Annotated in this window: 18 protein-coding genes; 15 read left to right on the plus strand and 3 right to left on the minus strand. The window is 69.8% G+C overall.

Going from position 1 to position 25,355, the window contains the following annotated elements; translation table 11 throughout:
* Nucleotides 1–75 precede the first annotated feature (75 nt).
* Nucleotides 76–4,032: an ATP-dependent RNA helicase HrpA gene (gene hrpA, locus E1288_RS32325; protein WP_132492017.1), complete on the plus strand. Its 3,957-nt coding sequence runs from the start codon at nucleotides 76–78 to the stop codon at nucleotides 4,030–4,032.
* Between the two features lie 522 nt (nucleotides 4,033–4,554).
* Here the strand turns inward: hrpA and E1288_RS32330 are convergent.
* Nucleotides 4,555–5,400: a DegV family protein gene (locus tag E1288_RS32330; protein ID WP_132492019.1), complete on the minus strand. Its 846-nt coding sequence runs from the start codon at nucleotides 5,398–5,400 to the stop codon at nucleotides 4,555–4,557.
* A 287-nt stretch (nucleotides 5,401–5,687) separates the two neighbouring features.
* On the opposite strand from E1288_RS32330, the gene E1288_RS32335 reads away from it, so the two are divergent.
* Complete coding sequence (locus E1288_RS32335) at nucleotides 5,688–6,470, plus strand: electron transfer flavoprotein subunit beta/FixA family protein (protein WP_132492021.1); 783 nt, start codon at nucleotides 5,688–5,690, stop codon at nucleotides 6,468–6,470.
* A gap of 33 nt (nucleotides 6,471–6,503) precedes the next feature.
* Nucleotides 6,504–7,454: an electron transfer flavoprotein subunit alpha/FixB family protein gene (locus tag E1288_RS32340; RefSeq protein WP_132492023.1), complete on the plus strand. Its 951-nt coding sequence runs from the start codon at nucleotides 6,504–6,506 to the stop codon at nucleotides 7,452–7,454.
* Between the two features lie 61 nt (nucleotides 7,455–7,515).
* Here the strand turns inward: E1288_RS32340 and rnhA are convergent, their stop codons facing one another.
* A complete protein-coding gene (rnhA, locus tag E1288_RS32345) occupies nucleotides 7,516–7,974 on the minus strand; it encodes a ribonuclease HI (protein ID WP_132492025.1) in 459 nt (152 codons plus the stop codon).
* Between the two features lie 320 nt (nucleotides 7,975–8,294).
* On the opposite strand from rnhA, the gene E1288_RS32350 reads away from it, so the two are divergent.
* From E1288_RS32350 to mnmA, 6 genes are all read left to right on the plus strand, one after another.
* Nucleotides 8,295–9,515 (plus strand): glycosyltransferase, encoded by a 1,221-nt coding sequence (locus tag E1288_RS32350; protein WP_165968376.1) that lies wholly within the window; start codon nucleotides 8,295–8,297, stop codon nucleotides 9,513–9,515.
* A gap of 198 nt (nucleotides 9,516–9,713) precedes the next feature.
* Nucleotides 9,714–10,478 carry a GNAT family N-acetyltransferase gene (locus tag E1288_RS32355; protein ID WP_132492027.1) on the plus strand — a complete coding sequence of 255 codons (765 nt, stop codon included), beginning with the start codon at nucleotides 9,714–9,716 and terminating at the stop codon, nucleotides 10,476–10,478.
* Nucleotides 10,475–11,320: a lysophospholipid acyltransferase family protein gene (locus E1288_RS32360; protein WP_207954676.1), complete on the plus strand. Its 846-nt coding sequence runs from the start codon at nucleotides 10,475–10,477 to the stop codon at nucleotides 11,318–11,320. Before E1288_RS32355 ends, E1288_RS32360 begins: the two co-directional genes overlap by 4 nt.
* Before the next feature lie 143 nt (nucleotides 11,321–11,463).
* On the plus strand, nucleotides 11,464–12,828 hold the full coding sequence (locus E1288_RS32365; protein WP_132492029.1) for an MFS transporter: 1,365 nt from the start codon (nucleotides 11,464–11,466) through the stop codon (nucleotides 12,826–12,828).
* A gap of 64 nt (nucleotides 12,829–12,892) precedes the next feature.
* A complete protein-coding gene (locus E1288_RS32370; protein WP_132492031.1) occupies nucleotides 12,893–14,128 on the plus strand; it encodes a cysteine desulfurase family protein in 1,236 nt (411 codons plus the stop codon).
* 3 nt (nucleotides 14,129–14,131) lie between these two features.
* A complete protein-coding gene (gene mnmA / locus E1288_RS32375; protein WP_132492033.1) occupies nucleotides 14,132–15,220 on the plus strand; it encodes a tRNA 2-thiouridine(34) synthase MnmA in 1,089 nt (362 codons plus the stop codon).
* A 188-nt stretch (nucleotides 15,221–15,408) separates the two neighbouring features.
* On the opposite strand, the gene E1288_RS32380 is transcribed toward mnmA, so the two are convergent.
* Nucleotides 15,409–16,593, minus strand: a complete 1,185-nt coding sequence (locus E1288_RS32380) for an FAD-dependent monooxygenase (RefSeq protein ID WP_207954677.1) — start codon at nucleotides 16,591–16,593, stop codon at nucleotides 15,409–15,411.
* Nucleotides 16,594–16,679: 86 nt separating this feature from the next.
* On the opposite strand from E1288_RS32380, the gene E1288_RS32385 reads away from it, so the two are divergent.
* From E1288_RS32385 to E1288_RS32410, 6 genes are all read left to right on the plus strand, one after another.
* A complete protein-coding gene (locus E1288_RS32385; protein ID WP_132492037.1) occupies nucleotides 16,680–17,210 on the plus strand; it encodes a TetR/AcrR family transcriptional regulator in 531 nt (176 codons plus the stop codon).
* Between the two features lie 38 nt (nucleotides 17,211–17,248).
* Complete coding sequence (locus tag E1288_RS32390; RefSeq protein ID WP_132492039.1) at nucleotides 17,249–18,025, plus strand: alpha/beta fold hydrolase; 777 nt, start codon at nucleotides 17,249–17,251, stop codon at nucleotides 18,023–18,025.
* A 165-nt stretch (nucleotides 18,026–18,190) separates the two neighbouring features.
* Complete coding sequence (locus tag E1288_RS32395) at nucleotides 18,191–19,723, plus strand: fatty acyl-CoA synthetase (protein ID WP_132492041.1); 1,533 nt, start codon at nucleotides 18,191–18,193, stop codon at nucleotides 19,721–19,723.
* A gap of 209 nt (nucleotides 19,724–19,932) precedes the next feature.
* Entirely contained in the window at nucleotides 19,933–20,964 is a 1,032-nt protein-coding gene (locus tag E1288_RS32400; RefSeq protein WP_132492043.1) for a methionine synthase, read from the plus strand.
* A gap of 76 nt (nucleotides 20,965–21,040) precedes the next feature.
* Complete coding sequence (locus E1288_RS32405) at nucleotides 21,041–21,439, plus strand: effector-associated constant component EACC1 (protein WP_132492045.1); 399 nt, start codon at nucleotides 21,041–21,043, stop codon at nucleotides 21,437–21,439.
* Between the two features lie 8 nt (nucleotides 21,440–21,447).
* Nucleotides 21,448–25,355, plus strand: a 3,908-nt coding sequence (locus E1288_RS32410) for a caspase, EACC1-associated type (RefSeq protein ID WP_207954678.1), incomplete at its 3' end; no start/stop codon positions are given.

A 25,355-nucleotide genomic window follows, 5' to 3' on the forward strand; every position in this document is an offset into this window, starting at 1 on the left:
CCGGGCGCGGGAGTTGTGAGGGCGGCGAAAACCAGAGGCAAGGGCCGTGGCGCCTTCTCTATGCTTGGGCGAAGTATGGGTACGTCGTCTGTTGAATCTCCGCTCGTCGATCTGCGCGAACGGTTGTCCGAGCTGATGCTGCACGACCAGCGTCGGCTGCGTCGTCGCATCGAGGGAGCCCGCAAGCTCCGCGACCAGCAGGCCCTGGCGGCCGTGACCGCGGAGATCACCGGCGACATCGAGGCCGCGGAGCGGCGGGTCGAGCAGCGCCGCGCGAACGTGCCCGAGATCAGCTATCCGGAGGCGCTGCCGGTCAGCCAGCGCCGGGACGACCTGCTCGCGGCCATCCGCGACAACCAGGTCGTCATCGTCGCAGGTGAGACCGGTTCGGGGAAGACGACGCAGCTGCCGAAGATGTGCCTGGAGCTGGGCCGCGGCATCCAGGGCCTGATCGGGCACACCCAGCCCCGGCGGCTGGCCGCCCGCACCGTCGCGGAACGCGTCGCCGAGGAACTCGACACCGAGCTCGGCGACGCCATCGGCTACCAGGTGCGCTTCACCGAGCGGGCCGGCACCGACACCCTGGTCAAGCTGATGACCGACGGCATCCTGCTGGCCGAGATCCAGCACGACCGGCTGCTGCGGCGCTACGACACGCTGATCATCGACGAGGCGCACGAGCGCAGCCTGAACATCGACTTCATCCTCGGCTACCTCAAGCAGCTGCTGCCGCGCCGCCCCGACCTGAAGGTGATCATCACCTCGGCCACCATCGACCCGGAGCGCTTCTCGCGGCACTTCGACGACGCACCGGTGATCGAGGTCTCCGGGCGCACCTATCCCGTCGAGGTCCGGTACCGCCCGCTGCTGGACGACTCCGACGAGAACGAGGACGTCGTCCGCGACCAGACGCAGGCCATCTGCGATGCCGTGGGCGAGCTCTGCGCGGAAGGGCCCGGCGACATCCTGGTCTTCCTCAGCGGTGAACGGGAGATCCGGGACGCCACCGACGCGCTGAAGCAGCAGAACCTGCGCAACACCGAGGTGCTGCCGCTGTACGCGCGGTTGACGGCCGCTGAGCAGCACCGCGTGTTCCAGCCGCACTCCGGCCGGCGGATCGTGCTGTCCACCAACGTGGCCGAGACCTCGCTGACCGTGCCGGGCATCAAGTACGTCATCGACCCCGGCACCGCGCGCATCTCCCGGTACAGCTTCCGGACGAAGGTGCAGCGGCTGCCCATCGAACCGATCTCGCAGGCCTCGGCGAACCAGCGCAAGGGCCGCTGCGGCCGGGTTTCCGAAGGCATCTGCGTCCGGCTGTACTCCGAGGAGGACTTCGAGTCCCGCCCGGAATTCACCGACCCGGAGATCCTGCGCACCCACCTGGCCTCGGTCATCCTGCAGATGACCTCGCTGGGGCTGGGCGAGATCGAGTCGTTCCCGTTCCTGGAGCCGCCGGACCGCCGCCAGATCACCGACGGCGTCAACCTGCTCCACGAGCTCGGTGCCCTGGACCGGTCGAAGACCGAGCTGCACAAGCGGCTGACCCCGGTCGGCCGCAAGCTCGCCCAGCTGCCGATCGACCCGCGCATCGCGCGGATGGTGCTCGAAGCGGAGCGCAACGGCTGCGTGCGCGACATGCTGGTGATCGCCGCCGCACTGTCCATCCAGGACCCCCGCGAGCGACCCGCGGACAAGCAGCAGGCCGCCGACCAGAAGCACGCGCGCTTCGTCGACAAGGACGCCGAGTCCGACTTCGTCACCTACCTCAACATGTGGCGGTACCTGCGCACCCAGCAGAAGGAACTGTCCTCCAACCAGTTCCGGAAGCTGTGCCGGACCGACTTCCTCAACTACCTGCGGGTCCGCGAGTGGCAGGACCTCTACGGCCAGCTGCGGCAGATGGTCAAGTCGATGGGCATGACGCTCGGCGACGAGCAGGCCGAGGCGTCGCGGATCCACCAGTCGGTGCTGGCCGGCCTGCTGTCGCACATCGGCCTCAAGGACGTCGAGAAGAAGACCGAGAAGAAGCCGGGGCAGTCCGGGCGCGGTTCGAACGAGTACCAGGGCGCGCGCAACGCCAGGTTCGCCGTGTTCCCCGGCTCGTCGCTGTTCAAGAAGCCGCCGCGCTGGGTGATGGCGGCGGAGCTGGTGGAGACCTCCCGCCTCTGGGCGCGCATCGCCGCCCGCATCGAACCGGACTGGGTGGAGCAGCTCGCGCAGCACCTGGTCAAGCGCAGCTACAGCGAACCGCACTGGGAGAAGGACCGCGCCGCGGTGGTCGCCGTCGAGCGCGTCACCCTCTACGGCGTTCCGCTGGTGGTCGGCCGCAAGGTCAACTACGGGCGCATCGACCCGGAGCTGAGCCGGGAGCTGTTCATCCGGCACGCGCTCGTGGAGGGCGACTGGGACACCCGGCACGCGTTCTTCCACGAGAACCGGGCGATGCTCGACGAGGTCGAGGACCTCGAGGAACGGGCCCGGCGGCGCGACATCCTGGTCGACGACGAGACGCTGTTCGAGTTCTACGACCAGCGCATCGGCGCCGACGTCGCCTCCGGCAGGCACTTCGACTCGTGGTGGAAGAAGGCCCGCCAGGAGCAGCCGGACCTGCTCAACTTCGAGAAGTCGATGTTGATCAACCAGGAATCGGCGGCGGTCAGCGACCAGGACTACCCCGACTTCTGGGCGCAGGGCGGGCACCGGCTGCCGCTGTCGTACCAGTTCGAGCCGGGCGCCGACGCGGACGGCGTGACCGTGCACATCCCGCTGGCGGTGCTCAACCAGATCGAACCGGATGGTTTCGACTGGCAGATCCCCGGCCTGCGCGAGGAAGTCGTGACGGCCCTGCTGAAGTCGTTGCCGAAGAACGTGCGCCGGAACTTCGTCCCGGCTCCGGACTTCGCCAAGGCGGCGTTGTCCCGGATGCCCTCGCCGGACGGCCCGCTGCTGGACGCCTTGCAGCGACAGCTCCAGGGCATGACCGGCGTCGCAGTGTCGCGCTCCGAATGGGACCTCGAGCGGGTGCCGGAGCACCTGAAGATGACCTTCCGCGTGGTGGACGGCAAGGGCCGCAAGCTCGCCGAGTCCAAGGACCTGGAGTCGCTCAAGCAGCGGCTGAAACCCAAGCTCCGCGCCGAGATCTCCGCCGCCGCCGACGACGTCGAGCAGCGCGGGCTGCGCTCCTGGAGCTTCGGCTCGTTGCCTCGCACCTTCGAGCAGCAGCGCTCGGGCCACGCGGTGAAGGCGTATCCGGCACTGGTGGACGAGCAGGACAGCGTCGCGGTGCGGATGTTCGACACCGAGGAGGAGCAGCGGCAGGCGCTGTGGGACGGCACCCGGCGAATGCTGCTGCTGAACCTCCCGTCGCCGGTGAAGTCCATCCAGCGCGGGATGAGCAGCACCGCCCGGCTCGTGCTGGGCAGCAGCCGGTACGGCGACCTCACCGCCGTGCTCGACGACTGCGTGAGCTGCGCAGTCGACAAGCTCATGGCGGACTACGGCGGCCCGGTGTGGGACCAGGCTGCCTACGATTCCCTGCAGGCCAAGGTCCGGGCACGGCTGGGCGAGGTCACCGTCGACGCGGTGTCCAAAGTGGAGCAGGTGCTGATGGCGGCACAGCGGGTGGAGACGCTGCTGGCCGACCAGCCCCGGAACCTGAATCCCGCCGCGCTCGCCGACATCCAGGATCAGCTGGGCGGGCTGCTCTACCCCGGCTTCGTGACCGGGACCGGCTTCGCGCGGCTGTCCGATCTGACGCGCTACCTGCGCGGGATCGAGCAGCGGCTGGACAAGCTGCAGCACCATCCGCAGCGCGACCGGGACTGGATGCAGCAGGTGGACGAGGTCGAGCAGCGCTACCGGGACATGCTGGCGGACCTTCCGCCGGGGCGCGCCCCGGGCGAATCCCTGCGGCAGATCGGGTGGCTCATCGAGGAGCTGCGGGTGAGCCTCTTCGCGCAGACGCTCGGCACGTCGCAGCCGGTGTCGGTGAAGCGCATCCACCGCGCGATGGACAAGTTGGAGCGCTGATCCGGCGCTCGCTGCGACTGCCGGCGAGCCGGACAAGTGCTTGAGCACGGTCGTGACATGCATGGCTGGTCCCTCCGGGTGCGAACTGGTGCGTCGGGCGGGCACCGCAGCCGGTCGGCCCGGCTCGGTGCATTCGAGGCGCGACCGCTTCGAGCTCGCGTGATTCATCGGGAATTGCGTGCTCGAACGGCCGTGATCTCCGAAAAGCCTTGCTCTGCAAGGTCATGTGCCTGCAAAGGCCATGCCTGCCCAGCTGTGTGCCTGCAAGTCGTGTGCTTTGCGAAGTCGCGTACGGCGAAGGCTTTGCAGGGCCGGAGTTCCGGAGAAAGGCGCCTCAGGCCGCCCAACATCGAGTATTCGCGCTCGAACTGCCGTTCGCATCACTCGACGGGGTGGAACCCGCTGCGAGATTGCGGTTTCGGCTCCTCACGCGCGGCCGCGGCCGGAAACCCGTTGGGAATGGGGAAGATCCGCGTCCGCCGCGAACTCGGCGGCGAACGCGGCGGAGCGCTGCCGTGCCGCTCAGGTAGCGGGCGAGACCGTCACGCCCAATGCGCCCGGCCCCGCGTGGGCGCCCAGGACCGCGCTCGTCTCCTCCAAGGTGACGCGGCGGATCTGGGGCAGCTGGGATCGCAGGTCGTCCAGCACGCGCTGAGCTCGGTCGGCGAACTGGAAGTGCTCGACGCCGATGTCGACCGGTCCGCTGCCGGCCCGCTGGACCGCGTTCGCGACCGCCTTCTTGAGCGCTCGGTCCGGCCCGATGCCCTTCGTCAGCTGGTCTATGACGCCTTCCTTGAGGACGAGCACCGGCTTGATCGACAGGGTCTGGCCGAGCCAGGCCTGCGCGCGCCCGATCCGGCCGCCGCGCTGCAGGTATTCCAGGGTGTCCACGTAGAGCAGCTGCGTGGTGGTGCGCAGGCGCCGGTCCAGCACGCCCATCACGCCCTGCGGGGTCGCGCCGGAGACGGCGGCTTCGGCCGCGGCCATCACCGGGAAGCCGAGGCCGAGCCCGACCAGCCGGGAGTCGACCACGTAGACCGGGATGCCGATCTCCGCCGCGGCGGTGCGGGCCGATTGGCAGGTCTGGGACAGTCCTTCGGAGATGTGGATGGAGATGATCGCCTCGGCGCCGGAGGCCGCGGCGTCCGTGTAGTTCCAGAAGAAGGCCGGCGGTGGCGGTTCGCCGGTGGCCACCGGGATTCCGTCGCGCATCGCCTGGGCCAGCGTCGGGTGCGGTACCCGGCGCTCGTCGTTGTACTCGTCGCCGACCTTGAGCTCCAGCTGGACGACGGAGATGCCCAGCTGTTCGGCGACGTCGTGCGGTATGGAAGCCGTCGAGTCGGTCACGATGGCGACGCGTTGCCTCATGCGAGCCAGGCTACTAACTGGTAGCCGGTCGGCGTGCGTGCCCCGGCAGAAATACCGTCATCGGCACCCGGCGTTCTGGGGTACGGCGAGGTGAGTACCGTCACGTCAGGGGCCTGGTTGCACCGGTGCTACCGGCTAGTAACATTCTGGGTGGTTGGCGTCACTGTGCTTTTCGAACAGGGACGTGGCAAGGTCAACCTACCCGGACAAAACAGCGCCGGGTCCACAAGCAAAGCCGCTGGAGGACCAGCGAGCGTCGTCTGTCCGCAGGAGGTCGAAGAGGGCCCATGAACATCGTCGTCCTGGTCAAGCAGGTGCCCGACACGTATTCCGAGCGGAAGCTGTCTGCGGCGGATCACACGTTGGATCGCGAGTCGGCCGATGCGGTGTTGGATGAGATCAACGAGCGCGCGGTGGAGGAAGCGCTGTTGATCAAGGAGGCTCAGGGCGGCGAAGTGACCGTCGTCTGCATGGGCCCGGATCGTGCCACGGATGCGATTCGCAAGGCGTTGTCGATGGGGGCGGACAAGGCGGTGCACCTCTCGGACGAGGCGTTGCACGGCACGGACGCGCCGTCGACCGCGCGGGCGTTGGCGAAGGTGATCGGCACCGTCGAGTCGGTTGATCTGGTGATCGCCGGTAACGAGGCCACGGACGGTCGCACGGGTGCGGTGCCGGCGATGGTGGCCGAGGTTTTGGGCTGGCCGCAGCTGACCTTCGCGCGCAAGGTCGTCACCGATGGTTCGAGCGTGTCGATCGAGCGGGAGACCGACGCGGGGATCCTGAACGTCGAGGCCGCGTTGCCTGCGGTGGTCAGCGTGACGGAGAAGATCAACGAGCCGCGGTACCCGTCGTTCAAGGGCATCATGGCCGCGAAGAAGAAGCCGGTCAGCGTGTTGTCGCTGGCGGATGCGGGGATCGACGCGGGCGAGGTCGGCTTGGCCGCGGCGGGTTCGCAGGTGGTGGAGTCCGCGCCGAAGCCGCCGAAGTCCGGTGGTGTGAAGGTCACCGACGAGGGCGAGGGCGGCGTGGCCGTCGCGGAGTTCCTGGCCGGCGAGAAGCTGCTCTGAGTCGTTCACGGGTTTTCGAGGAGGCATTGATTCATGGCTGAGGTTCTGGTCCTCGTCGATCACGTGGACGGCGAGGTCAAGAAGGTCACGCACGAGCTGCTGACCGCGGCGCGGCGGCTGGGTGAGCCGTCGGCGGTGGTGGTCGGTGAGCCGGGTACCGCTGGGAAGCTCACCGACGCGCTGGGCGCCTACGGTGCGGCGAAGGTCTACGCCGCGGAGTCCGCGGAGGCCGCGCAGTTCCTGGTGACCCCGCAGGTCGACGTGCTCGCCGCGCTGGTGGGCACGGTGTCGCCGGCGGCGGTGCTGGTGCCGGCGTCGATCGACGGCAAGGAGATCGCCGGTCGGCTGGCGATCCGCATCGGTTCCGGTCTGCTGTCGGAGGTCGTGGACCTCGACGGTGAGGGCGTGGCGTCGCACTCGCTGTTCGGTGGCACCTACGACGCCAAGGCCAAGGTCACCAAGGGCACGCCGGTGATCACCGTGCTGCCGGGCGCGATCGAGCCCGAGCAGGCCGCGGGTGCCGCGGCGGTGGAGTCGGTGGAGGTTCCGGCCGCCTCGGGCGCGAAGATCACCGGTCGGCAGCCGGCCGAGGCCGGGGACCGTCCCGAGCTGACCGAGGCCAGCATCGTGGTCTCCGGTGGTCGTGGTGTCGGTTCCGCGGAGTCCTTCGAGGTGGTGGAGAAGCTCGCCGACTCCCTGGGTGCTGCGGTGGGCGCCTCGCGTGCGGCGGTGGACTCGGGTTACTACCCGCATCAGTTCCAGGTCGGCCAGACCGGTAAGACCGTGTCGCCGCAGCTGTACATCGCGTTGGGTATCTCGGGTGCGATTCAGCACCGGGCGGGGATGCAGACGTCGAAGACGATCGTCGCGGTGAACAAGGACCCCGAGGCCCCGATCTTCGAGATCGCCGACTTCGGCGTCGTCGGCGACCTGTTCAAGGTCGCCCCGCAGCTCACCGAGGAGATCGGCAAGCGCAAGGGCTGAGCCCCGAGCTGATCTGACGCAGAAGGCGGGCCGCACCCAGGTGCGGCCCGCCTTCTGCTCGTCAGCCTGCGCGAGCTTCGTCGCGGCCCTGGCAAGCGAGCCGGTCGGCGCGTTCGTTCTCCGGGTGGCCGTTGTGCCCCTTGACCCATTCCCACTGCACGTCGCCGTGGCGCGCGCATTCCGCGTCCAGGCGCTGCCACAGATCGGCGTTCTTGACCGGCTGCTTGGCCGACGTCAGCCAGCCGTTGCGCTTCCAGCCGTGCACCCACTGCGTGATGCCCTTGAGCACGTACGTGCTGTCGGTGAAGATGCGCACGGCGGGCATCGGCCGGGTCAGCGCGGCCAGCCCCTCGATGACCGCCATCAGCTCCATCTTGTTGTTCGTCGTCGCCGCGTCCTTGCCGTAGAGCTCCCGCTCGTGGTCGCCGTACCGCAGCACGACGCCCCAGCCGCCCGGGCCGGGATTTCCGCTGCATGCGCCGTCGGTGTAGAGGGCGACGTGGTCCGTCGTTCGCTGCATGCCCCGGAATCTAATCGTCGGCGCCGTTGCGTCGGTCCGGTGGTGGGTGACAGGAAGGTTCCCTTGCTCGCGCCCGGGCGCTCGGGGCAAATGGCAGGAAGGTTCCCTTGCTCCGCATTCCAGGTTCGGCGGATGACAGGAAAGTTCCCTTGCTCTCGCGCCTGTGACAGGAAGGTTCCCTTGCTCGCATTCGGTGTCGCCTGTGACAGGAAGGTTCCCTTGCTCGCATTCGGTCACGAGCGTGACAGGAAAGTTCCCCTGCTGTCGGGGGTTCGAAAATCGGGTGCGGGGGTTGGTGGGGAGTGGCATGCTCGGCGGGCGTGCGAATACTGTTCACCGCCGGGCCCGGTTATGGGCTTGTGCTGCCGATCGTCCCGTTGATCTGGGCTGCTCGGATCGCCGGTCATGAAGTGCTGGTCGCCACCACTGCCGAAATGCCCGATGTCGTTGCGCGGGCCGGGCTTCCCGTCGTGGACGTCTTCCCGGAGCACGACGTGTGGGACGCGTTGCTGCGCGGGATCACGTCGGAGGGGGATTCGCCCGAGGTCCAGCGGGTGGCCGCTGCCACGGGGTTGTCCGAGGCCTACGAGAAGGTGTCCCAGGCGGGCAATCCGTTCGGGCTGTTCACCTTGACCATGACCGAAGGCACCATCGACGCGGGCCGGGCGTTCGGCGCGGACCTCGTCGTGCACACCACCGATCACGCGGCCGGGCGGTTGGCCGCTGCCGCGCTCGAGGTGCCGGTACTGGAGGTCGGCAACCGGATTTCCTGGTCGTCGCGGGACCCGGAGTTCCGCAACGGGCGCAACCTCTACGACGATGACGACGTCACCCTTGCCCTGCGGGACAAGCTCGGCATTCCCGGCGGTCCGCCGCGGGTGATCGCGCGGATCGATCCGCGGGCGCCCAGCATGGGCGGGCTCGTCGCGGACGAGCCCGATCCGCTGGACGGCGTCCCGTGGTGGTCGATGCGATTCGTTCCCTTCAACGGCGGTGCCGTGGTTCCCGACTGGGCGTTGCGGCGGCCGGAGCGGCCGCGGGTCGGCGTCACCCTCGGCACCGTGGTGCCGGTCATGAGCGGCACCAGCAACCTCTCGGCCGTGATCGAGGCACTCGGAGGCATGGACGTGGAGGTGGTGCTGGCCGCGGGCAAGGCGGATCTGGCCGATCTCGGGACGCTGCCGGCCAACGTGCGTTCCGCCGGCTTCCTGCCGCTGTCGACGTTCTTGCCGACCGCTTCGCTGATGGTGCACCACGGCGGCTCCGGCACCACGGCCGCGCCGCTGCACTACGGCGTTCCGCAGCTGGTCCTGCCCGCTTTCGCGGACAACCCGATGTCCGCAGAGCGAGTGGTGGCCCGGGGCGTGGGGCTCTCCCACGATCCGGCCACTGTGGACGTCGCCACGGTGCGGGCGATGGCCGAGCGGCTGCTCACCGAGCCCGCGTTCCGCGCGGCGGCGCGCGAGGTGAGGGAGGAGATGGCCACCCAGCCCAGCCCCTCGTCGATCATCGAGCGAGTGATCCCGCTGGTCGGCGCGTGAGCCCGTCCCGAGGAGCCGACCCTCGCGCCGGGTCCCGCTCCTCGGGGCGACGCCGTCGAATATCTGCTGTTCGGGCGGGGTTTCAGGGCTCCGTTCGGGGCAATGGTCCGGCGTCGCACCTGGGATTCACCGAAAGTTCCTGCTCCGTGTCATCGACTGGTGTGTTGGGTGTTCGCCGCGCGGCGATACACCTGCGGCATGTCCGAGACGCAGCTGCTGGCCAGCGCCGCACCGAGTGCGGCGGCCGACGCCCACTACTCGCTGCTGGTCGCCAGAGACTCCGATGAAGTGCACGCCGCGCAACGCCTGCGCTACCAGGTGTTCGCCGAGGAGATGGGGGCCACGGTCACCGGTCGCGAGTTCGGCGTCGACCGGGATTCCTTCGACGAGCACTGCGACCACCTGATCGTCCGGGACGACCGTTCCGGCGCGGTGGTCGGGACCTACCGGATGCTGCCGCCGGAACGGGCGAAGGCAGCCGGAATGCTGTATTCGGAAACCGAATTCGACCTCTCCGCGCTCGACGAGCTGCGCCCCTCGCTGGTGGAGACCGGCCGGTCGTGCGTCCACCCGGACCACCGCAACGGCGCCGTCGTCAGCCTCGTGTGGACGGGGATCGCGCGGTACATGCTGTTGCACGGCCACACGATGCTCGCCGGCTGCGCGTCGGTGGCGTTGGACGACGGAGGCGTTCAGGCCTCGCACGTCTGGAACGCCGTGTCGGCGAAGCACTACGCGCCGGCGGACCAGCGCGTGCACCCCTACCGGCCTTGGGAGCCCTTCGAGGTCACTGGGCGCGCGCCGCTGCCGCCGCTGCTGAAGGGTTACCTGCGGCTGGGCGCACAGGTGTGCGGCCGTCCGGCGCACGATCCGGACTTCGGGGTGGCCGACTACTTCGTGCTCCTGGACCTCAAGCGCGCCGACCAGCGCTACCTGCGGTTCTTCCTGGGCGATTCGGCATGAGCCAGTGGATGCCCACCTCGCCGTGCGGGCCGGGGTGCCTTCCACCGCGGGACAAGCAGGCGGAAGTCGGGCTGCCTCGGGTGGTGCTGCGGCTGGGCGGGACCGCCGGGTTGCTGCTGATCGGGTGCTTCCTCGTGCTGGCGCTCTCGGTGTTGCGGGCGGCGTGGCGCGATCGGGCGCTTGCGTTGTGGTTCCGGATGTTGTTGCGCACCTTGGGGATCGGTCTCGTGTTCGGGGAGCGGATCCCGCCGGGCGGTGCGCTGGTCGTCAGCAACCACGTCTCCTGGCTGGACATCGTCGCGCTCCAGGCGCTTCGCCCGATGCGGATGCTGGCCAAGGTCGAGGTCCGGTCGTGGCCGTTCCTGGGGCCGCTCGCCGGCCGGGTCGGCACCGTGTACATCGATCGCGACCGGCTCTCGGCGTTGCCCGGCGCGGTTCGGACCATCGCCGACGAGTTGCGCGCCGGGGCCGTGATCGGGGCCTTCCCGGAAGGGACGACCTGGTGCGGGCGGGCTTCCGGGCGGTTCCGGCCCGCCGTCTTCCAGGCCGCCATCGACGCGGGCGTGCGGATGCAGCCGGTTGCGCTGCGGTTCCGGACCGGCGCCGGGGAGCCGACCACCGCGGCTGCGTTCCTGGGCGATGCCACGCTGGTCGATTCGGTCCTCGCGGTGGCGAGGATGCGGGACCTGGTCGTCGAGCTGGTGGTGCTGCCCGAGTTGGTCGGCACCGACCGCCGCGAGCTGGCCAGGCAGGCGCAGGACGCGATCGCCGCGGCCACCGGTTCCGCCCCGGGCCACCAGGTGCCGGCGGAACACCTCGCAGCCCAGCGCATCGCCGCCTGACCACCCCGTGCGTGCTTTCGGGTGCCATGACACCCGGAAAGCACGCACGGGTCTTGATCCGCTTACGCAGAACGAGTGTGGAAATCGCCGCTTTGGCGACAAAGGCTGGACCTCGACCGGGGTGCAGGTTGCAGGCTAGCCGGGTGGCCACTGTCGAGAAGTCCCAGAGCGCCCTGTGGAATCCCCAACGACGGACCTTCACCGCCGGACTGATCCTGGTCATCACCCTGGTCGCCTTCGAAGCCATGGGGCTGGGCACCGCGTTGCCCACGATCGTCGCCGAGCTCGATGCGCAGCACTGGTATTCCTGGCCGTTCACGGTCTTCCTGGCGGCCGCCGCCATCGGCACGGTGATCGGCGGGAGGCAGTCGGACCGGCGCGGGCCCGCGCTTCCGCTGCTGCTCGCCCTACCGACGTTCGCGGTCGGGCTGGTCGTCGCCGCCGCTGCGCCGAACATCCTGGTCCTGCTGGTCGCGCGGGTGCTGCAGGGCCTCGGCGGCGGGGTGCTGATCGTCGCGCTCTACGTGATGATCGGCAGGGTCTTCCCCGAGGAGGACCGGCCCGCGGCGTTCGGCGCGCTGTCGTCGGCGTGGGTGGTGCCCGCGCTGGTGGGGCCGTTGATCGCGGGATTCCTCACCGAGCACGCGAGCTGGCGCTGGGTGTTCCTCGGCCTCGCTCCGCTGGTGTGCATCGGCACGCTCTTGCTGGTCCCGACGGTGCGGCGCTTCGGTGCCCGCTCGGGCGAACCGTCGCCGCAGCGGCGCGGGCTGCCGCTTGCGGCGGTGGGCGCCGCGGCCGGTGTAGTGGCGTTGAACTTCGCTGCGCAGAACCCGTCGCTGCCGTCGCTGTTCGTTGGCCTGGCCGGGATCGTGGTGGTAGCGCCGTCGATCCGCCTGCTGCTGCCCAAGGGCACGCTCCTCGCGCGGCCCGGGCTTCCGGTGATGGTGCTGTCGCGCGGATTCCTCGCCGGGTTGTTCTTCACCGCACAGGCGTTCGTGCCGCTGACGCTGTCCGTGGTGCACCACTATTCGCCGACCACCGCGGGAATGCCGCTGACCGTCGGGTCGCTCGGCTGGACCGTCGGTGCCCTGTGGCAGAGCAGGCAGCGCAACCTGCGCCGGGAGTACGTGGTCGCGGCCGGATTCCTGCTGGTCGGCTTCGGGATCGCCGGGCTCGCGCTGACCTTGCCCGCATGGGGACCGCACTGGCTGCTGTCCGCCTTCTGGTTCGTCGCCGGCGGCGGGATGGGCATCGCGGTGGCCAGCACCGCGGTGCGGGTGCTCGCGCTGTCGCCGGAGGGCGAGCGCGGGTTCAACTCGGCGGCGCTGCAGATCTCCGACATGCTGGGGCAGGCGTCGCTAGTGGGCCTCGGCGGTGTCGTGGTCGGTGCGCTGGCCACCGCGACCGCGCCGACCAGGGGCGTCGTGCCGCTGGATCTGGTGCTGGTGGTGGGCGCTGTGCTGGGGGCCCTGCTGCTCGTCCGTTCGGCCCGCGGCCGAACGTCCTGACCTGCGCCTTCCGCCGGACCGCGAGGCGGGCTCGGGTTCGCCCTGCATTACCCTGGACAGCGCGATGACATACCTCGACCACGCAGCCACGACACCGATGCGGCCTGGGGCGGTCGCAGCGATGAGCGAGGCGTTGACCAGGATCGGCAACGCCTCGTCCCTGCACACCTCGGGTCGCCGGGCGCGCCGTGCGGTGGAGGAGTCGCGCGAGGACATCGCCGATGCGCTGGGTGCGCGGCCGTCGGAGGTGCTGTTCACCGCGGGCGGCACCGAGAGCGACAACCTGGCGGTCAAGGGGATCTTCTGGGCGCGGCGGGCCGCCGACCCGGCCCGGCGCCGCGTGCTGGCCTCGACGGTCGAGCACCACGCGGTGCTGGACGCCGTCGAATGGCTGGCCGAGCACGAGGGTGCCGAGGTGACCTGGCTGGCGGCCGACTCGCACGGCCGGGTGCGTCCGGAGGTGTTCGAGGCGGCCCTCGCCGAGAACCCGGACGACGTGGCCGTGGCCACCGTCATGTGGGCCAACAACGAGGTCGGCACCGTCAACGAGATCTCGGAGCTGGCCGCGATCGCCGACCGCTACGGGGTGCCGCTGCACACCGATGCAGTGCAGGCCGTCGAGACGCTGCCGGTGGACTTCGCGGCCGCCGGGGTGGCGGCGCTGACCATGACCGGGCACAAGGTCGGCGGACCGTACGGGGTCGGCGTGCTGCTGCTGTCGCGGGACGTCAAGTGCACCCCGGTGCTGCACGGCGGCGGCCAGGAGCGCGAGGTGCGGTCCGGCACCCTGGACACGCCCGGCGTGCTGGGCTTGGCGTCGGCCGTGCGCGAGGCGGTCGACGCGCGCGAATCGCATGCGCCGCAGCTGATCAAGCTGCGCGACGAGCTGGTCGCCGGAGTCCGCGCCGTGGTGCCGGACGTGGTGCTCAACGGCGACCCGGGGCACGACGTCGTGGGCGGCGGGCCGTCGCGGCTGCCCGGCAACGCGCACTTCACGTTCCCCGGTTGCGAAGGCGACAGCCTGCTGATGTTGCTGGACGCCAAGGGGATCGAGTGCTCCACCGGCTCCGCCTGCACCGCGGGGGTCTCGGAGCCCAGCCACGTGCTGCTGGCGATGGGGGCGGACCCGAAGGCCGCGCGCGGGTCGCTGCGCTTCTCGCTGGGGCACACCTCGACCGCGGCCGATGTACAGGCACTCACCGAGGCCATCGGGCCGGTGGTGCAACGAGCGCGTAGCGCCGGTCTGGCCGGGTTGCGCCGATCTTCGGCGGGGCCGACGAGCACCGCCACGGAGGTGTGAGGCGTGCGAGTACTGGCAGCCATGAGCGGCGGGGTGGATTCCGCCGTCGCAGCCGCCCGGGCGGTCGCCGCGGGCCACGACGTGGTCGGCGTGCACCTGGCGCTGTCGGCGAAGCCCGGCACGCTGCGCACCGGCGCCCGCGGGTGCTGCACCATCGAGGACTCCCGGGACGCGCGCCGCGCCGCGGACCTGCTGGGCATCCCGTTCTACGTGTGGGACTTCGCGGAGCGGTTCACCGAGGAGGTCATCGAGACCTTCGTCGGCGAGTACGCCGCGGGCCGCACCCCGAACCCGTGCCTCACCTGCAACGAGAAGATCAAGTTCGAGGCTTTGCTGGACAAGGCGATGGCGCTGGGCTTCGACGCGGTCTGCACCGGCCACTACGCCCGGCTGTCCATCGTGGACGGCGTGCCGGAGCTGCGGCGCAGCAGGGACGACGGCAAGGACCAGTCCTACGTGCTGGCCTCGCTGACCGCCGAGCAGCTGCGGCACTCGATGTTCCCGCTCGGCGACTCGCTGAAGTCCGAGGTGCGGGTCGAGGCCGCCGAGCAGGACCTGGCGGTGGCCAAGAAGCCGGACAGCCACGACATCTGCTTCATCCCGGACGGCGACACCAAGAAGTTCCTGGAGAACAAGCTCGGCCAGGCGCCGGGCAAGCTGGTCGACGACGAGACCGGCGCGGTGCTCGGCGAGCACACCGGGGTGCACGGGTTCACGGTGGGCCAGCGCAAGGGCCTCGGCATCGACGCGCCGGCGGCGGACGGCAGGCCGCGCTACGTGCTCTCCCTGGAGCCGGTGTCGGGAACCGTCAAGGTGGGTTCGGCGGACCGGTTGTCGGTCACCGAGATCGACGCGAAGCGGCCGATCTGGCCGTCCGAGCAGCCGCTGGACGGGCCCACGGAGTGCGTGATCCAGGTGCGTGCCCACGGCGGCACGGCGGAGGCGGTCGCCGAGGCCGACGAGGACGGCATCCGCGTCCAGCTCCGCCAGCCGCTGCGCGGCGTGGCGCCGGGGCAGGCGATCGTCCTGTACCGCCCGGACGCGGCGGGCGACCTCGTCCTCGGCAGCGCCATCATCTCGGCCACCCGCTGACGCCTCATCCTCGCGGCCCGATCGGACAGCGGGAGCTGCCCGTCCGGGCCGCGAGGATCAGCCACCGAGCCGGCGAAGAAAGCCGGTAATCACTCGGTCGAGCCCGGCCACGGCTTGGCCTTTCAGGGCTTTCGGCCCAGCGATGTCGCCGCGTGGCGTTGCCCTTCGTTCGTGGCTGCGAGACCTGTTCACGGGGCCGGTGCGTAGTCGCGGAGGTTGATCGCGTTGGCCGCGTTCTGGATTCCCTTGGACATGCCGTTCAGCTGCGGGAAGTGGCTCATCAGGCGGAACACCTGGTTGCGCAGCCACAGGCCGGTGGCCGTCTTCGGGATCAGCGTCTTCGCGCCTTCCGTCGCCACGTTCTGGTTCTGCGTCACGAAGTTGCGCATTTCCGCTTCGTAGCGGCGGAATGCGGTCCGGTGGTCGCCGTCGGCCGCGAGCAGTTCGCCGGCCAGCACGTAGGCGCCGACCAGCGCGAGGCTGGAGCCCTGGCCGGACAGCGGCGACGGGCAGTAGCCCGCGTCGCCGAGCAGCACCACCCGGCCTCGTGCCCAGTCGTCCAGGTGGATCTGGGAGATCGAGTCGAAGTAGAAGTCCGGTGCCCGGCGGGCCTCTTCGAGCAGCCTGGGCACCTCCCAGCCGCCGGTGAAGGCCTTGTCCAGCAAGGCGAACTGGGTCTGCGGGTCGCGGGGGTCGAAGCGCAGTTCCGGCGACTTGAAGCCGAGGATCGCCTTCGCGCCGGCGTCGGTGCGCGCCCCCCGGTACAGCCCGGCGAGCCTGCCCGGCGTGTTGTAGACCTCGGTCCAGCGGTCCAGGCCCAGGAAGTTTTCGACGCTGAAGATCGAGATGTGGTAGCCGAGGTAGCGGCGGAAGCCGGCTTCCGGGCCGAACGCCAGCTGCCGGACGGTGGAGTGCATCCCGTCGGCGCCGACTACGAGGTCGAATTCGCGCGGCGAGTGGTGCTCGAACGTCACGCGGACCGCGTCGGCGTGCTGCTCGATGCCGGTGATGGAGTCGCCCAGCAGGTACTCGGTGTCGTCGGTGCGCTCGTAGAGGATCCGGCTGAGCGTGCCGCGCATGAGCTCGATGTCGCCGTCGTCGCCCATCAGCTCGTCCATGCGCACCTCGACCAGCGGCCGGCGCGCGCTGTCGACGACGGTCATGCCGCGATTCTCGGTGCGGGCCGCCTGCAGGTCCGCGAGGACGCCCATCCGCTCGGCGACCTCGACCGCTGCTCCGCGGACGTCGATGGCGTAGCCGCCGTGGCGGATCGCGGGTGCGCGCTCCACCACGGTCGGGTTGAAACCGTGCCTGCGCAGCCAGAACGCGAGTGCCGGCCCGGCGATGCCGGCGCCGGAGATCAGGATGTCCATGTGCCCCAAGCTAGCGTCCTTACTTACCGGTCGGCAAGTAAATTACCGGTCGGCAGGTAGTAGGATCCGCGGGGAGGAGGACGCCGATGCCGAGGACACGGGTCGACACCCGCACCGAGATCCGCGCGGTCGCCGCGGAGCTGTTCGCCCGCCAGGGGTTCGAGAAGACCAGCCTGCGGGAGGTCGCCGAGCGGCTCGGCATCACCAAAGCCGCGCTGTACTACCACTTCCCGTCCAAGGCGGACCTGGTGCGCGGCATCGTCCAGCCGTTCGTCGACGAGGTCGAGGACCTGCTGGCCGACCGCGAAGCGGCCGCCGACGTCGACGCGCGGCAGTTCCTCGCCGACTACTTCGACGTGGTCCTGCGGTACCGGCAGGTGTTCGAGATGGTCCTGCGGGATGTTTCGGCGCTGGCGCAGCTCGACCTGATGCGGCAGATGCTCGACTGGCGCGAACGGACCTACGCCCTGCTGGTCGGTCCCGGCGCGTCGCCGGCCCGGATCGCACGGGCGACCGTCGCGATCGGTGGCCTGCAGGACTGCGCGACCACCGACGGCCCGGTGGAGGAATTCCGCGACGCCGCGCTGGAAGCGGCCGTCGCCGCGCTGGGTTCGTAATCTTATCGGCCGCAGCCGCGCTGCGACAGGATGTGCGCATGACTGCACTGAACGTGACGGAGCTGGGTGACGGTGTTCGCGCGGTTTTCGTGCACGGTTCCGGCGCCTGGGCCATGCACGAGACATTCGGGTTCGGCGCTCAGCTCCCGCTGGCCGAGGAATTCCGCCTGGTGCTGCCGGATCGGCGCGGTTACGGGGACAGCCCGGACGTCGAGCGCAGCGACTACGCCCAGGACGCCGACGACATCGCGGGGCTGCTCGACGGCGGCGCGCACCTGGTCGGTCACTCCTCCGGGGCCGTGGTCGCGATGCTCGCCGCCGCGCGAAATCCGGAGTCCGTCCGCTCCCTGACGCTCATCGAGCCGGCCTGCTTCCAGGTTGCCACGGACGCTCCGCTGGTGGCCGCGGCGCTGGAGCGCAATCGGGACGCCCTCGAGTCGGTGCCGCCGGATCTGTCCGATGAGGACCTGGTTCGGCTCAACTTCGAATCCGTGGGCTTCGAGGCGCCGCCGGTGACGCCGGAGCTCGTGCGGGCGACGCGCAGCGCGCTGCACGAGATTCCGTCCTGGGGCGCGGAAATCCCGGTCGAGCAGCTCGCCGCGGCGACTTGGCCCGCGCTGGTCGTCAACGGCGGCTGGGACGAGGCTCCGCAGGCATACCGCGAGCACGGCGGGGAACCGATCATGGAGTGCGCGCGCGTGACGGCGGAGCGCATCGGCGCCGATCGCCTCCAGGTGCCGGGCGCGTCGCACTGGCCGCACAGCCAGCAGCCCGACGTCGTCAACGACGCGCTGCGCGAGTTGTGGCGTCGTTGACGGTCATACGATAAGTCGGGGATCCCACAGCGAGAAGACGGCCGTAATTCCCGCAGGGGGCCGCTACCCGCACCGCCACGCAAGACGCGTGTGGAAACAGGCTCTCTGGTGCGGGGCCGGTTTCGCGGTTAGTGTCTGGCATCACGCCGCGAACGGGGAGGTCCTGTGCTCGATCTTCGTGCCAGCACGGTCGCAGACGTCTTGCGGCGCAGCGCCGCGCGAGTCCCGGATCGCGAGGCGTTGCGCTTCGTCGACGGTGCGGGGCAGGAGCGGGCCTGGACCTACGCCGAGCTCGACGCCGCCGTCACCCGCGCCGCCGCCGCGCTGCTGGCCGCCGGGGCGCGCCAAGGCGACCGGATCGCGGCCTACGGCAAGAACTCCGACGCCTACCTGATCGGATTCCTCGCCTGTGCCCGCGCCGGCCTGGTGCACGTGCCGATCAACTACAACCTGACCTCCGGCGAACTCGCCTACCTGCTGCAGCAGTCCGGCAGCAGCACCGCGCTGGTGGACCCGGCCCTGGCGGACCGGCTCGGCGAAGTCCGCCCGCAGACGTCGGTCCAGCGCGTGATCCCGTTGCGGGACAGCCCGGATTCGCTGCTGGCGCAGTGCATCGACGGCCCGGTGCCGGAGCTGGAAGTCGCCGTCGCCGATGACGCACTGGTCCAGCTGCTCTACACCTCGGGCACGACCTCGCAGCCCAAGGGCGCGATGATGACGCATCGCGCGCTGCTGCACGAGTACGTGTCCTGCCTGGTGGCGCTGGACTTCCGCGAGGACGACCGGCCGCTGCACGTGATGCCGCTGTACCACTCGGCTCAGATGCACGTGTTCCTGTTGCCGCAGCTGATGATCGGGTCCACCAACCGGCTGGTGGAAGTGCCCGATCCGGGCGACGTGCTGCGGCGGATCGAGGACGAGGGGATCAGCTCGTTCTTCGCCGCGCCAACGGTTTGGGTGGCGCTGGCCAACCACGCCGAGTTCGCCACCCGCGACCTGACGACCCTGCGCAAGGCCTACTACGGCGCCTCGATCATGCCCGGACCGGTGCTGCAGCGGTTGCGGGAACGGCTGCCGGAGCTCGGTTTCTACAACTGCTTCGGGCAATCCGAGATCGCTCCACTCGCGACGGTGCTGCGGCCCGAGGAACACGACGAGCGGCCGGATTCCGCCGGCCGGCCGGTGCTCTTCGTGGAAGCGAAGGTCGTCGATGAGCAGGGCGACGAGGTCGCGCCGGGGGAGCTGGGCGAGATCGTCTACCGCTCGCCGCAGCTGTGCACCGGGTACTGGAACAAGCCCGAGGAGACCGCCGAGGCGTTCCGCGGCGGCTGGTTCCACTCCGGCGACCTCGTGCGGCGCGACTCGGCGGGCTACTGCTTCGTCGTCGACCGGATCAAGGACGTGATCAACACCGGCGGAGTGCTGGTCGCCTCCCGCGAGGTGGAGGACGCGCTGTACACCCACCCGGCGGTGGCCGAGGTCGCGGTGATCGCGGTGCCCGACCCGAAGTGGATCGAGCGCATCGCGGCGGTGGTGGTCGCCAAGGCCGATGTGTCGGAGGCGGAGCTGCTGGAGCACGCGCGCGGCGGCCTGGCCGGTTTCAAGGTGCCGAAGGAGATCCGCTTCGTCGACGACCTGCCGCGCAACAGCTCGGGCAAGCTCCTCAAGCGCGTCCTCCGCGACAAGTTCACCGGCTGACCCGGGCCAGGAGCGGCGTTTCCGCAGGCCAGGGGCCGTGCGTGCTTTGTGTCGCCATAGCAGCAGAAAACGCGCACGGCCGGTGTCCAGCGCACCGAGAAGCTCAGCGGGCGACTGCGCCGGAAGGTGCTCGTGGGCCTGGTGGGCACTGAGCGACCCAGTGCGATGGCCGGTCGGGCGGGTGCCGGGAGCCCGTCGATAATGGCGGGGTGAGTGACGCAGCTTGGGGCCCCGGGATCGCCACCGCCATCGGCTCGATGCCCGGGGCCGATCCGGTCGAGGTGGCGCGCACGGTCGTCGGCGAGCTGCCGGGCCTGATGCCCTTCCCGGAGTTGCCGGGACGCGGGGTCGGTGCCGACATCCTCGGCCGCACCGCCGGCCTGCTGGTCGACCTCGCCGTCGAAGTGGTGCCCTCCGGTTACCGGGTCGCCTCCCGGCCCGGCCGGGACCAGCGCCGCGCCGTCGACCTGCTGCGCTGGGACCTGGACGCCGTGGAGCAGGCGGTGTCCGAAGCGGGCGCGCCGCGCGCGGTGAAGGTGCAGGCGGCGGGCCCGTGGACGCTGTCGGCCGGGATCGAGCTGCACCGCGGGCACCGGGTGCTGACCGACCAGGGCGCGCTGCGCGACTTCGCCGAGTCGCTGACCGAAGGCCTGATCCGGCATGCCGAGCAGGTCGCCGCCCGCACCGGCTCCCGGGTCGTCGTGCAGCTCGACGAGCCCGCCCTGCCCGCGGTGCTGGCCGGGGCGCTGCCCACGCCCTCCGGCTACGGCAAGGTGCCCGCCGTCCCGGAACCGGACGCACAGCGCCTGCTGACCGAGGTGATCGAGAAGCTCGCAGCAGCAACGGACTCGCCCGTGGTCGTGCACTGCTGCGCCACCCGCCCGCCGGTGGCGTTGCTGCGTCGCGCCGGCGCCGGGGCGATCGCGCTGGACGCGACGAAGCTCGGCGACGTGTCCGGCTCCTTCGCCGACGAGCTCGGCGAGACGTGGGAAGAGGGCACGACCCTGTTCCTCGGCTTGGTCCCGAGCACCGAACCGGCGGGCGAGACCCGGCTGCGCCAGCTCGCCGAGCCGGCCTTCGGCCTGGCCTCCCGCCTCGGCTTCGGCCGCCGGGCGCTGGCCGAGCGCAGCGTCCCGACGCCGACCTGCGGCCTCGCGGGCGCGACACCGGCCTGGTCCCGCCGCGCGATCAGCCTCACCCGGGACCTCGCGAAGCTCTTCGCCGACGAAGCCGAGCAGTAACGAACCGCCCTCCGCAGCGTGATCGATCGGCTACCGTGAGGAAGATCGAGATGCCGAGCTGCGGAAGGTTGGCGAAATGGCCCGCTGGCTGGTCGGTTTCGACCTGTCCGAGGACACCCCGGAGCGCCTGGAGAACCTGACGCAACGGCTGCTCGCCGAGCTGCGCGAGCTGGGCGCGGTCCGGGTGGACCGGGTGCGCGGTCAGGGTCCGGATGGCGCGAAGTCCGGGGCGGCGCTGGCAATCGGGCAACTCGTGCTGAGCGGCATCTTCTCCGCGGCCACTGCTGCGGCGTGCGCGAAGGTGATGGTCGCCCGCTTCGACCAGGCCAAGGCCCGCCGGGTGAGCATTGAAAGGAACGGCGAGAAGGTCGAATTCGACGGCCTGACCGCGAAGGACCAGCACCTGCTGGTGGAAGCGATCGCGGCGAAACTCCTCGACGAGGACCCCGACGGCGGCGCCTCGGACCAGCGGTAGGCGGCGTGGTGGGCCGCCGGACCGCGCTGCTGATCGCGACCTCGTTGTACGGCGACCCGAGGCTGCGTGAGCTGCGCGCGCCTGCGGGGGAAGCCGAAGAACTGCAACAGGTCTTGCTGACGCAGGGTGCCTTCGACCAGGTCGAGGTGCTGCGCAACGAGTCCAAGAGCCAAATAGAGCGCGGTATCGAGGAGCTGTTCCAGGAAACCGGGCCGGACGATCTTGCGCTGTTGTACCTGTCCTGCCACGGGTTGAAGAACGACCAGGGCCAGCTGCTGTTCGCTGCCTGCAACACCGAGGTCGATCGGAAGGAGTCCACCGCAGTCAGCTCGGTATTCGTCCAGCACCAGCTGAGCGCTTCCCAGGCCGGGACGAAGGTGGTGCTGCTGGACTGCTGCTACAGCGGGGCCTTCTCGCACGGCCTGGTGCCCAAGTCGGCTGAGCGGATCGACCTTCGCCAGCTGGCTGGACGTGGGTCCTACATCATGACCGCGACCAGCGCGTTGGAATACGCCTACGAAGGCGACGAACTCACCACCAGCAATCCGGTGCGGTCCTCGTTGTTCACCCGCGAAGTCTTGGAGGGAATTCGCAGCGGCAAGGCGGACTCCGACGGCGACGGCGTGATCACCGGTGATGAGCTCTACAACTACGTGCGGCGGAAGTTGGACGGGCAGGGGCAAACACCACAGCGCGAGGTGCAGATGTCCGGCGATTTCTACCTCGCTTGGACCTCATCGACGCCCGATGCCCAGGCACGGCGTCCCGCTCCGGCGAAGTCCGAACCTGCGGCACTCGGACCCTTGCTCGCGAAAGCCATCCCGACCATGCCTCCGGCCGGCAGCACGCTGAACGTCGTGGTAGGCACCCGCGGCGTCGGCGACGCCCAGGAGCCGTTCATGCTGACCCTGGCCGAACCCGACAGCCATCTCGCGGTCGTCGGCCCAACGCAGTCCGGCAAGAGCCAGTTCCTGCGAACCCTGCTGCTGAGCTTGGCAGCCGACTCGGAACCCGAGGAAGTCGAGATCATCATCATCGACTCCGAGAGCAGGTTCGGGGCTTTTGGGAAGCTTCCGCATGTCAGTTGGGTTCTCGGGCCGGATGAAAGCACCGAGGTCCGGCAGTTGCTGGACGAGATCGATCGGAGCATCTCCGCGCGACGCGCGATGTTCAGGCAGCACGCGTTCGATTCGCTGAGCGAATTCCGCGCCGCGCGGCGCAATCGCGATCTGCGAGCAGACGGCCCGCAGCAGGACGTGATCCTGGTGATAGATCGCTGGGAAGCCTTCGCCGCCGAGAACCCGGCACTGGTCCGGCAGGTGGAGAAGATCGCGGACACGGGCGCCAGCTTCGGCGTGCACGTCGTCGTGGCCACGCGTTCGTGGTCGCGGATCTCCGGCGGCATGCTGCCCAACATGCGCGGCAAGGTCGACCTGACGGCAAGGGCGGGTTCGGATCAGCCGGTGGAGGCGACCACTGCTGCTGGGACCTTCCAAGTTGCTGTCCCGAACTCGTCCACCGGGGCCGAGCCGCGGCACCAGGAGATGGTGTCGATGATCGACGGCATCGCGCAGCAGAAGCAGCACCGCCAGCACGACCGAAAGTTCAACCCAGAACGGATCTTGGGCGTCGAGCCGCCGTTCGACCCGCCGAAGGCTTGGCGTGATACGAACCATCCCGATTGGCTGCGAGTTCCGATCGGTGTGGACGAGTTCGGCAGGACCGTCCACCTCGACCTGAAATCCACTGCTTTCGGCGGTGCGGGGCCGCACGGGATGATCGTCGGCCCGCCGGGGTCCGGGGCCGTCCAGACCTTGGGGTCGCTGCTGTTCCTACTGATGCTGGCCCACTCGCCAGCTGACCTGAACGTCGTACTCCTGCATGCGTCGCCGATTTCGAGCCCTGTCGTCCAGGGGCTTTCCGAGATGCCGCACGTGGTCGCGCACATGGCCGTGTCGTACATGGAAAGGGAGAGCGAACTGGCCAACCGCCTCAGGGACATTCACCGTGAGATAACTCGTCGTCGAAATCCGGCTCGGGCTGGCCGCCCGCCTGCGCCCCGGCTCGTTGTCGCCATCCAAGACTTCACCGAGGCGCTGGTGCGCGTACCCGAGTTGGTGCCGCAACTGCGCGAAGTCATGGAACTCGGACCGGATGTGGGGGTGCACGTGATCGTGATGGCGTCCGACACCGCGGACACCCGGTTCCCGGAGATAGCGGAACTCTGCCGGTTCTGGATCGTGCATCGAACCGCTGCCAAGCGTGATTCGCTGGAGCTGTTGGGAATCCCGGCGGCCGCCGAGCTGGACGAGGGCGAACCCGGGCAGGGGTTCTTCAAGGCGGGAGCCAAGCCGCCGATCAAGTTCCGCACCTGGGCGCCCGGTATGAGGTCCTGGGCTGAGCTGATCGCCCGGGTGAACCGAGCAGTGCCGGCGCGGGCCGCCGAACTGCGCGCACTCCTCGCAGACCCGATCGCGCTCGGCGATGTGCTGGGTACCTTGGCAGAGGGCGAACGAGGTTTGTCCGCGGTGGCGTTCGAGCGCGCCACCGAAGTTCCCGTCGGACTGGTGGACTCCCCCGAGACAGGCGAAGCAGAACCGCTGATGGTGCCGTTCGGCTGTATCGCGATCATAGGCCGCCCGTTCAGCGGGAAGACCGATTTCACCCGTGCCGTCGTCCTCGCGGTAGCCCTGACGCGCACACCCGAGGAGGTGCAGTTCTACTTCATAAGCGCGGGTGACGGGTATTCCTGCGAGGCCGTGCTGTCCGAGTTGCCACATGCAGTCGGGTTTGCGTCGATCAGAGACGGGGAGACCGCCGTCGCGATCGTGGACTTCCTGGTGGATCTGCTCGGCGAGCGGCGGGCGCGACGAGAAGATGCTCACGTGCTGTCATTCCTCGTGATCGAGCAGTGGCATCGATTGGTGGACGCGTTTGCCGAGCTGGCCCCGAAAGTCCGCACGCTGATGCAGGACGGTTCGGATCACGGCATCCACGTGATCATCTCAGGGGACAGCACGGGCGAGGAGGACCCGGGTTGGGGATTCCAGTACCAGGTCCGGCTGGAACTCGGTGGCGCGGAGAGCGGTCGCGGGACCGTGAACGGGAGGGAGTTCCGTGCCGCTCTACCGCAACTGCACGTAGATGACCAGCTGGACCCGCGTTACGAGAACGCCCGTGCGCTGTCGCGACGCATCGCGAGCGTCTGGCCGGGGGAGCCCGCCCAGGACCAGGTCCTGCGCGCGTCGCCGAGCATCACCTATTCGCAGATCGAGAATCCCGAGAATCCGCACATCTTGCTCGGGCGAACAGTGGGCATCGGCAGGTGGGCCGAGCTCGATCTGGCGGAGCATCCGCACCTGTTGTGCTTGGGGGAGCGGGGCTCCGGCAAGACGAACCTGGTCCGGTTGGTGATCGCCGAGATCAAGCGGCTGTACGCGGCGGACGAGTGCGACATCATCGTGCTGGATCCGAAGCGCGGCCTGCTCGGCGAAACGGACGGTCCGCAGTTCGGTTACGCCGCGGTGCGCGGGGAGTTCGAGCGTCACCTGGCGGAAATGGCGTTCCGGATCGAGCAACGCTTGTCCCGGCCCCGCAGCGGAGCCGAGCGGCCGCGCGAGGTCTTCCTGATCATCGCGGACTGCGAGCTGATCTCGGCGGACCCGCGATCGGGCCGCCCCGACCCGCTGCAGAGCTACGCGGACCACCTGGTGCGGGGCGGGGAGGTCGGGGTGCATCTGATCGTCAGCCGGAACTCCGTCAACATCGGCGACGCGCTGACCACCCGATTCCTCGGCAAGCTGCGTGCGGCCGGCTGCGCGACGGTGGTGCTCGGCGGCGATCCGCGGGACGGGGAGCTGCTGCCGGGCGTGGCGTCGGTGCCTCGCCCGCCGGGGCGGGGGCGGTTCGTCAGGGG

It is taken from the genome of Saccharopolyspora elongata (assembly GCF_004348985.1).
Lineage (GTDB): Bacteria > Actinomycetota > Actinomycetes > Mycobacteriales > Pseudonocardiaceae > Saccharopolyspora > Saccharopolyspora elongata.

Excerpts from the sequence above, each read along its gene's own strand:
- E1288_RS32390 (WP_132492039.1), top strand. The coding sequence starts at position 17,249 with ATGACTGCACTGAACGTGACGGAGCTGGGTGACGGTGTTCGCGCGGTT.
- rnhA (WP_132492025.1), bottom strand. The coding sequence starts at position 7,974 with ATGCAGCGAACGACGGACCACGTCGCCCTCTACACCGACGGCGCATGC.
- E1288_RS32335 (WP_132492021.1), top strand. The coding sequence starts at position 5,688 with ATGAACATCGTCGTCCTGGTCAAGCAGGTGCCCGACACGTATTCCGAG.
- E1288_RS32385 (WP_132492037.1), top strand. The coding sequence starts at position 16,680 with ATGCCGAGGACACGGGTCGACACCCGCACCGAGATCCGCGCGGTCGCC.
- E1288_RS32360 (WP_207954676.1), top strand. The coding sequence starts at position 10,475 with ATGAGCCAGTGGATGCCCACCTCGCCGTGCGGGCCGGGGTGCCTTCCA.
- hrpA (WP_132492017.1), top strand. The coding sequence starts at position 76 with ATGGGTACGTCGTCTGTTGAATCTCCGCTCGTCGATCTGCGCGAACGG.
- E1288_RS32370 (WP_132492031.1), top strand. The coding sequence starts at position 12,893 with ATGACATACCTCGACCACGCAGCCACGACACCGATGCGGCCTGGGGCG.
- E1288_RS32340 (WP_132492023.1), top strand. The coding sequence starts at position 6,504 with ATGGCTGAGGTTCTGGTCCTCGTCGATCACGTGGACGGCGAGGTCAAG.
- E1288_RS32380 (WP_207954677.1), bottom strand. The coding sequence starts at position 16,593 with ATGGACATCCTGATCTCCGGCGCCGGCATCGCCGGGCCGGCACTCGCG.
- E1288_RS32355 (WP_132492027.1), top strand. The coding sequence starts at position 9,714 with ATGTCCGAGACGCAGCTGCTGGCCAGCGCCGCACCGAGTGCGGCGGCC.
- E1288_RS32330 (WP_132492019.1), bottom strand. The coding sequence starts at position 5,400 with ATGAGGCAACGCGTCGCCATCGTGACCGACTCGACGGCTTCCATACCG.
- E1288_RS32405 (WP_132492045.1), top strand. The coding sequence starts at position 21,041 with ATGGCCCGCTGGCTGGTCGGTTTCGACCTGTCCGAGGACACCCCGGAG.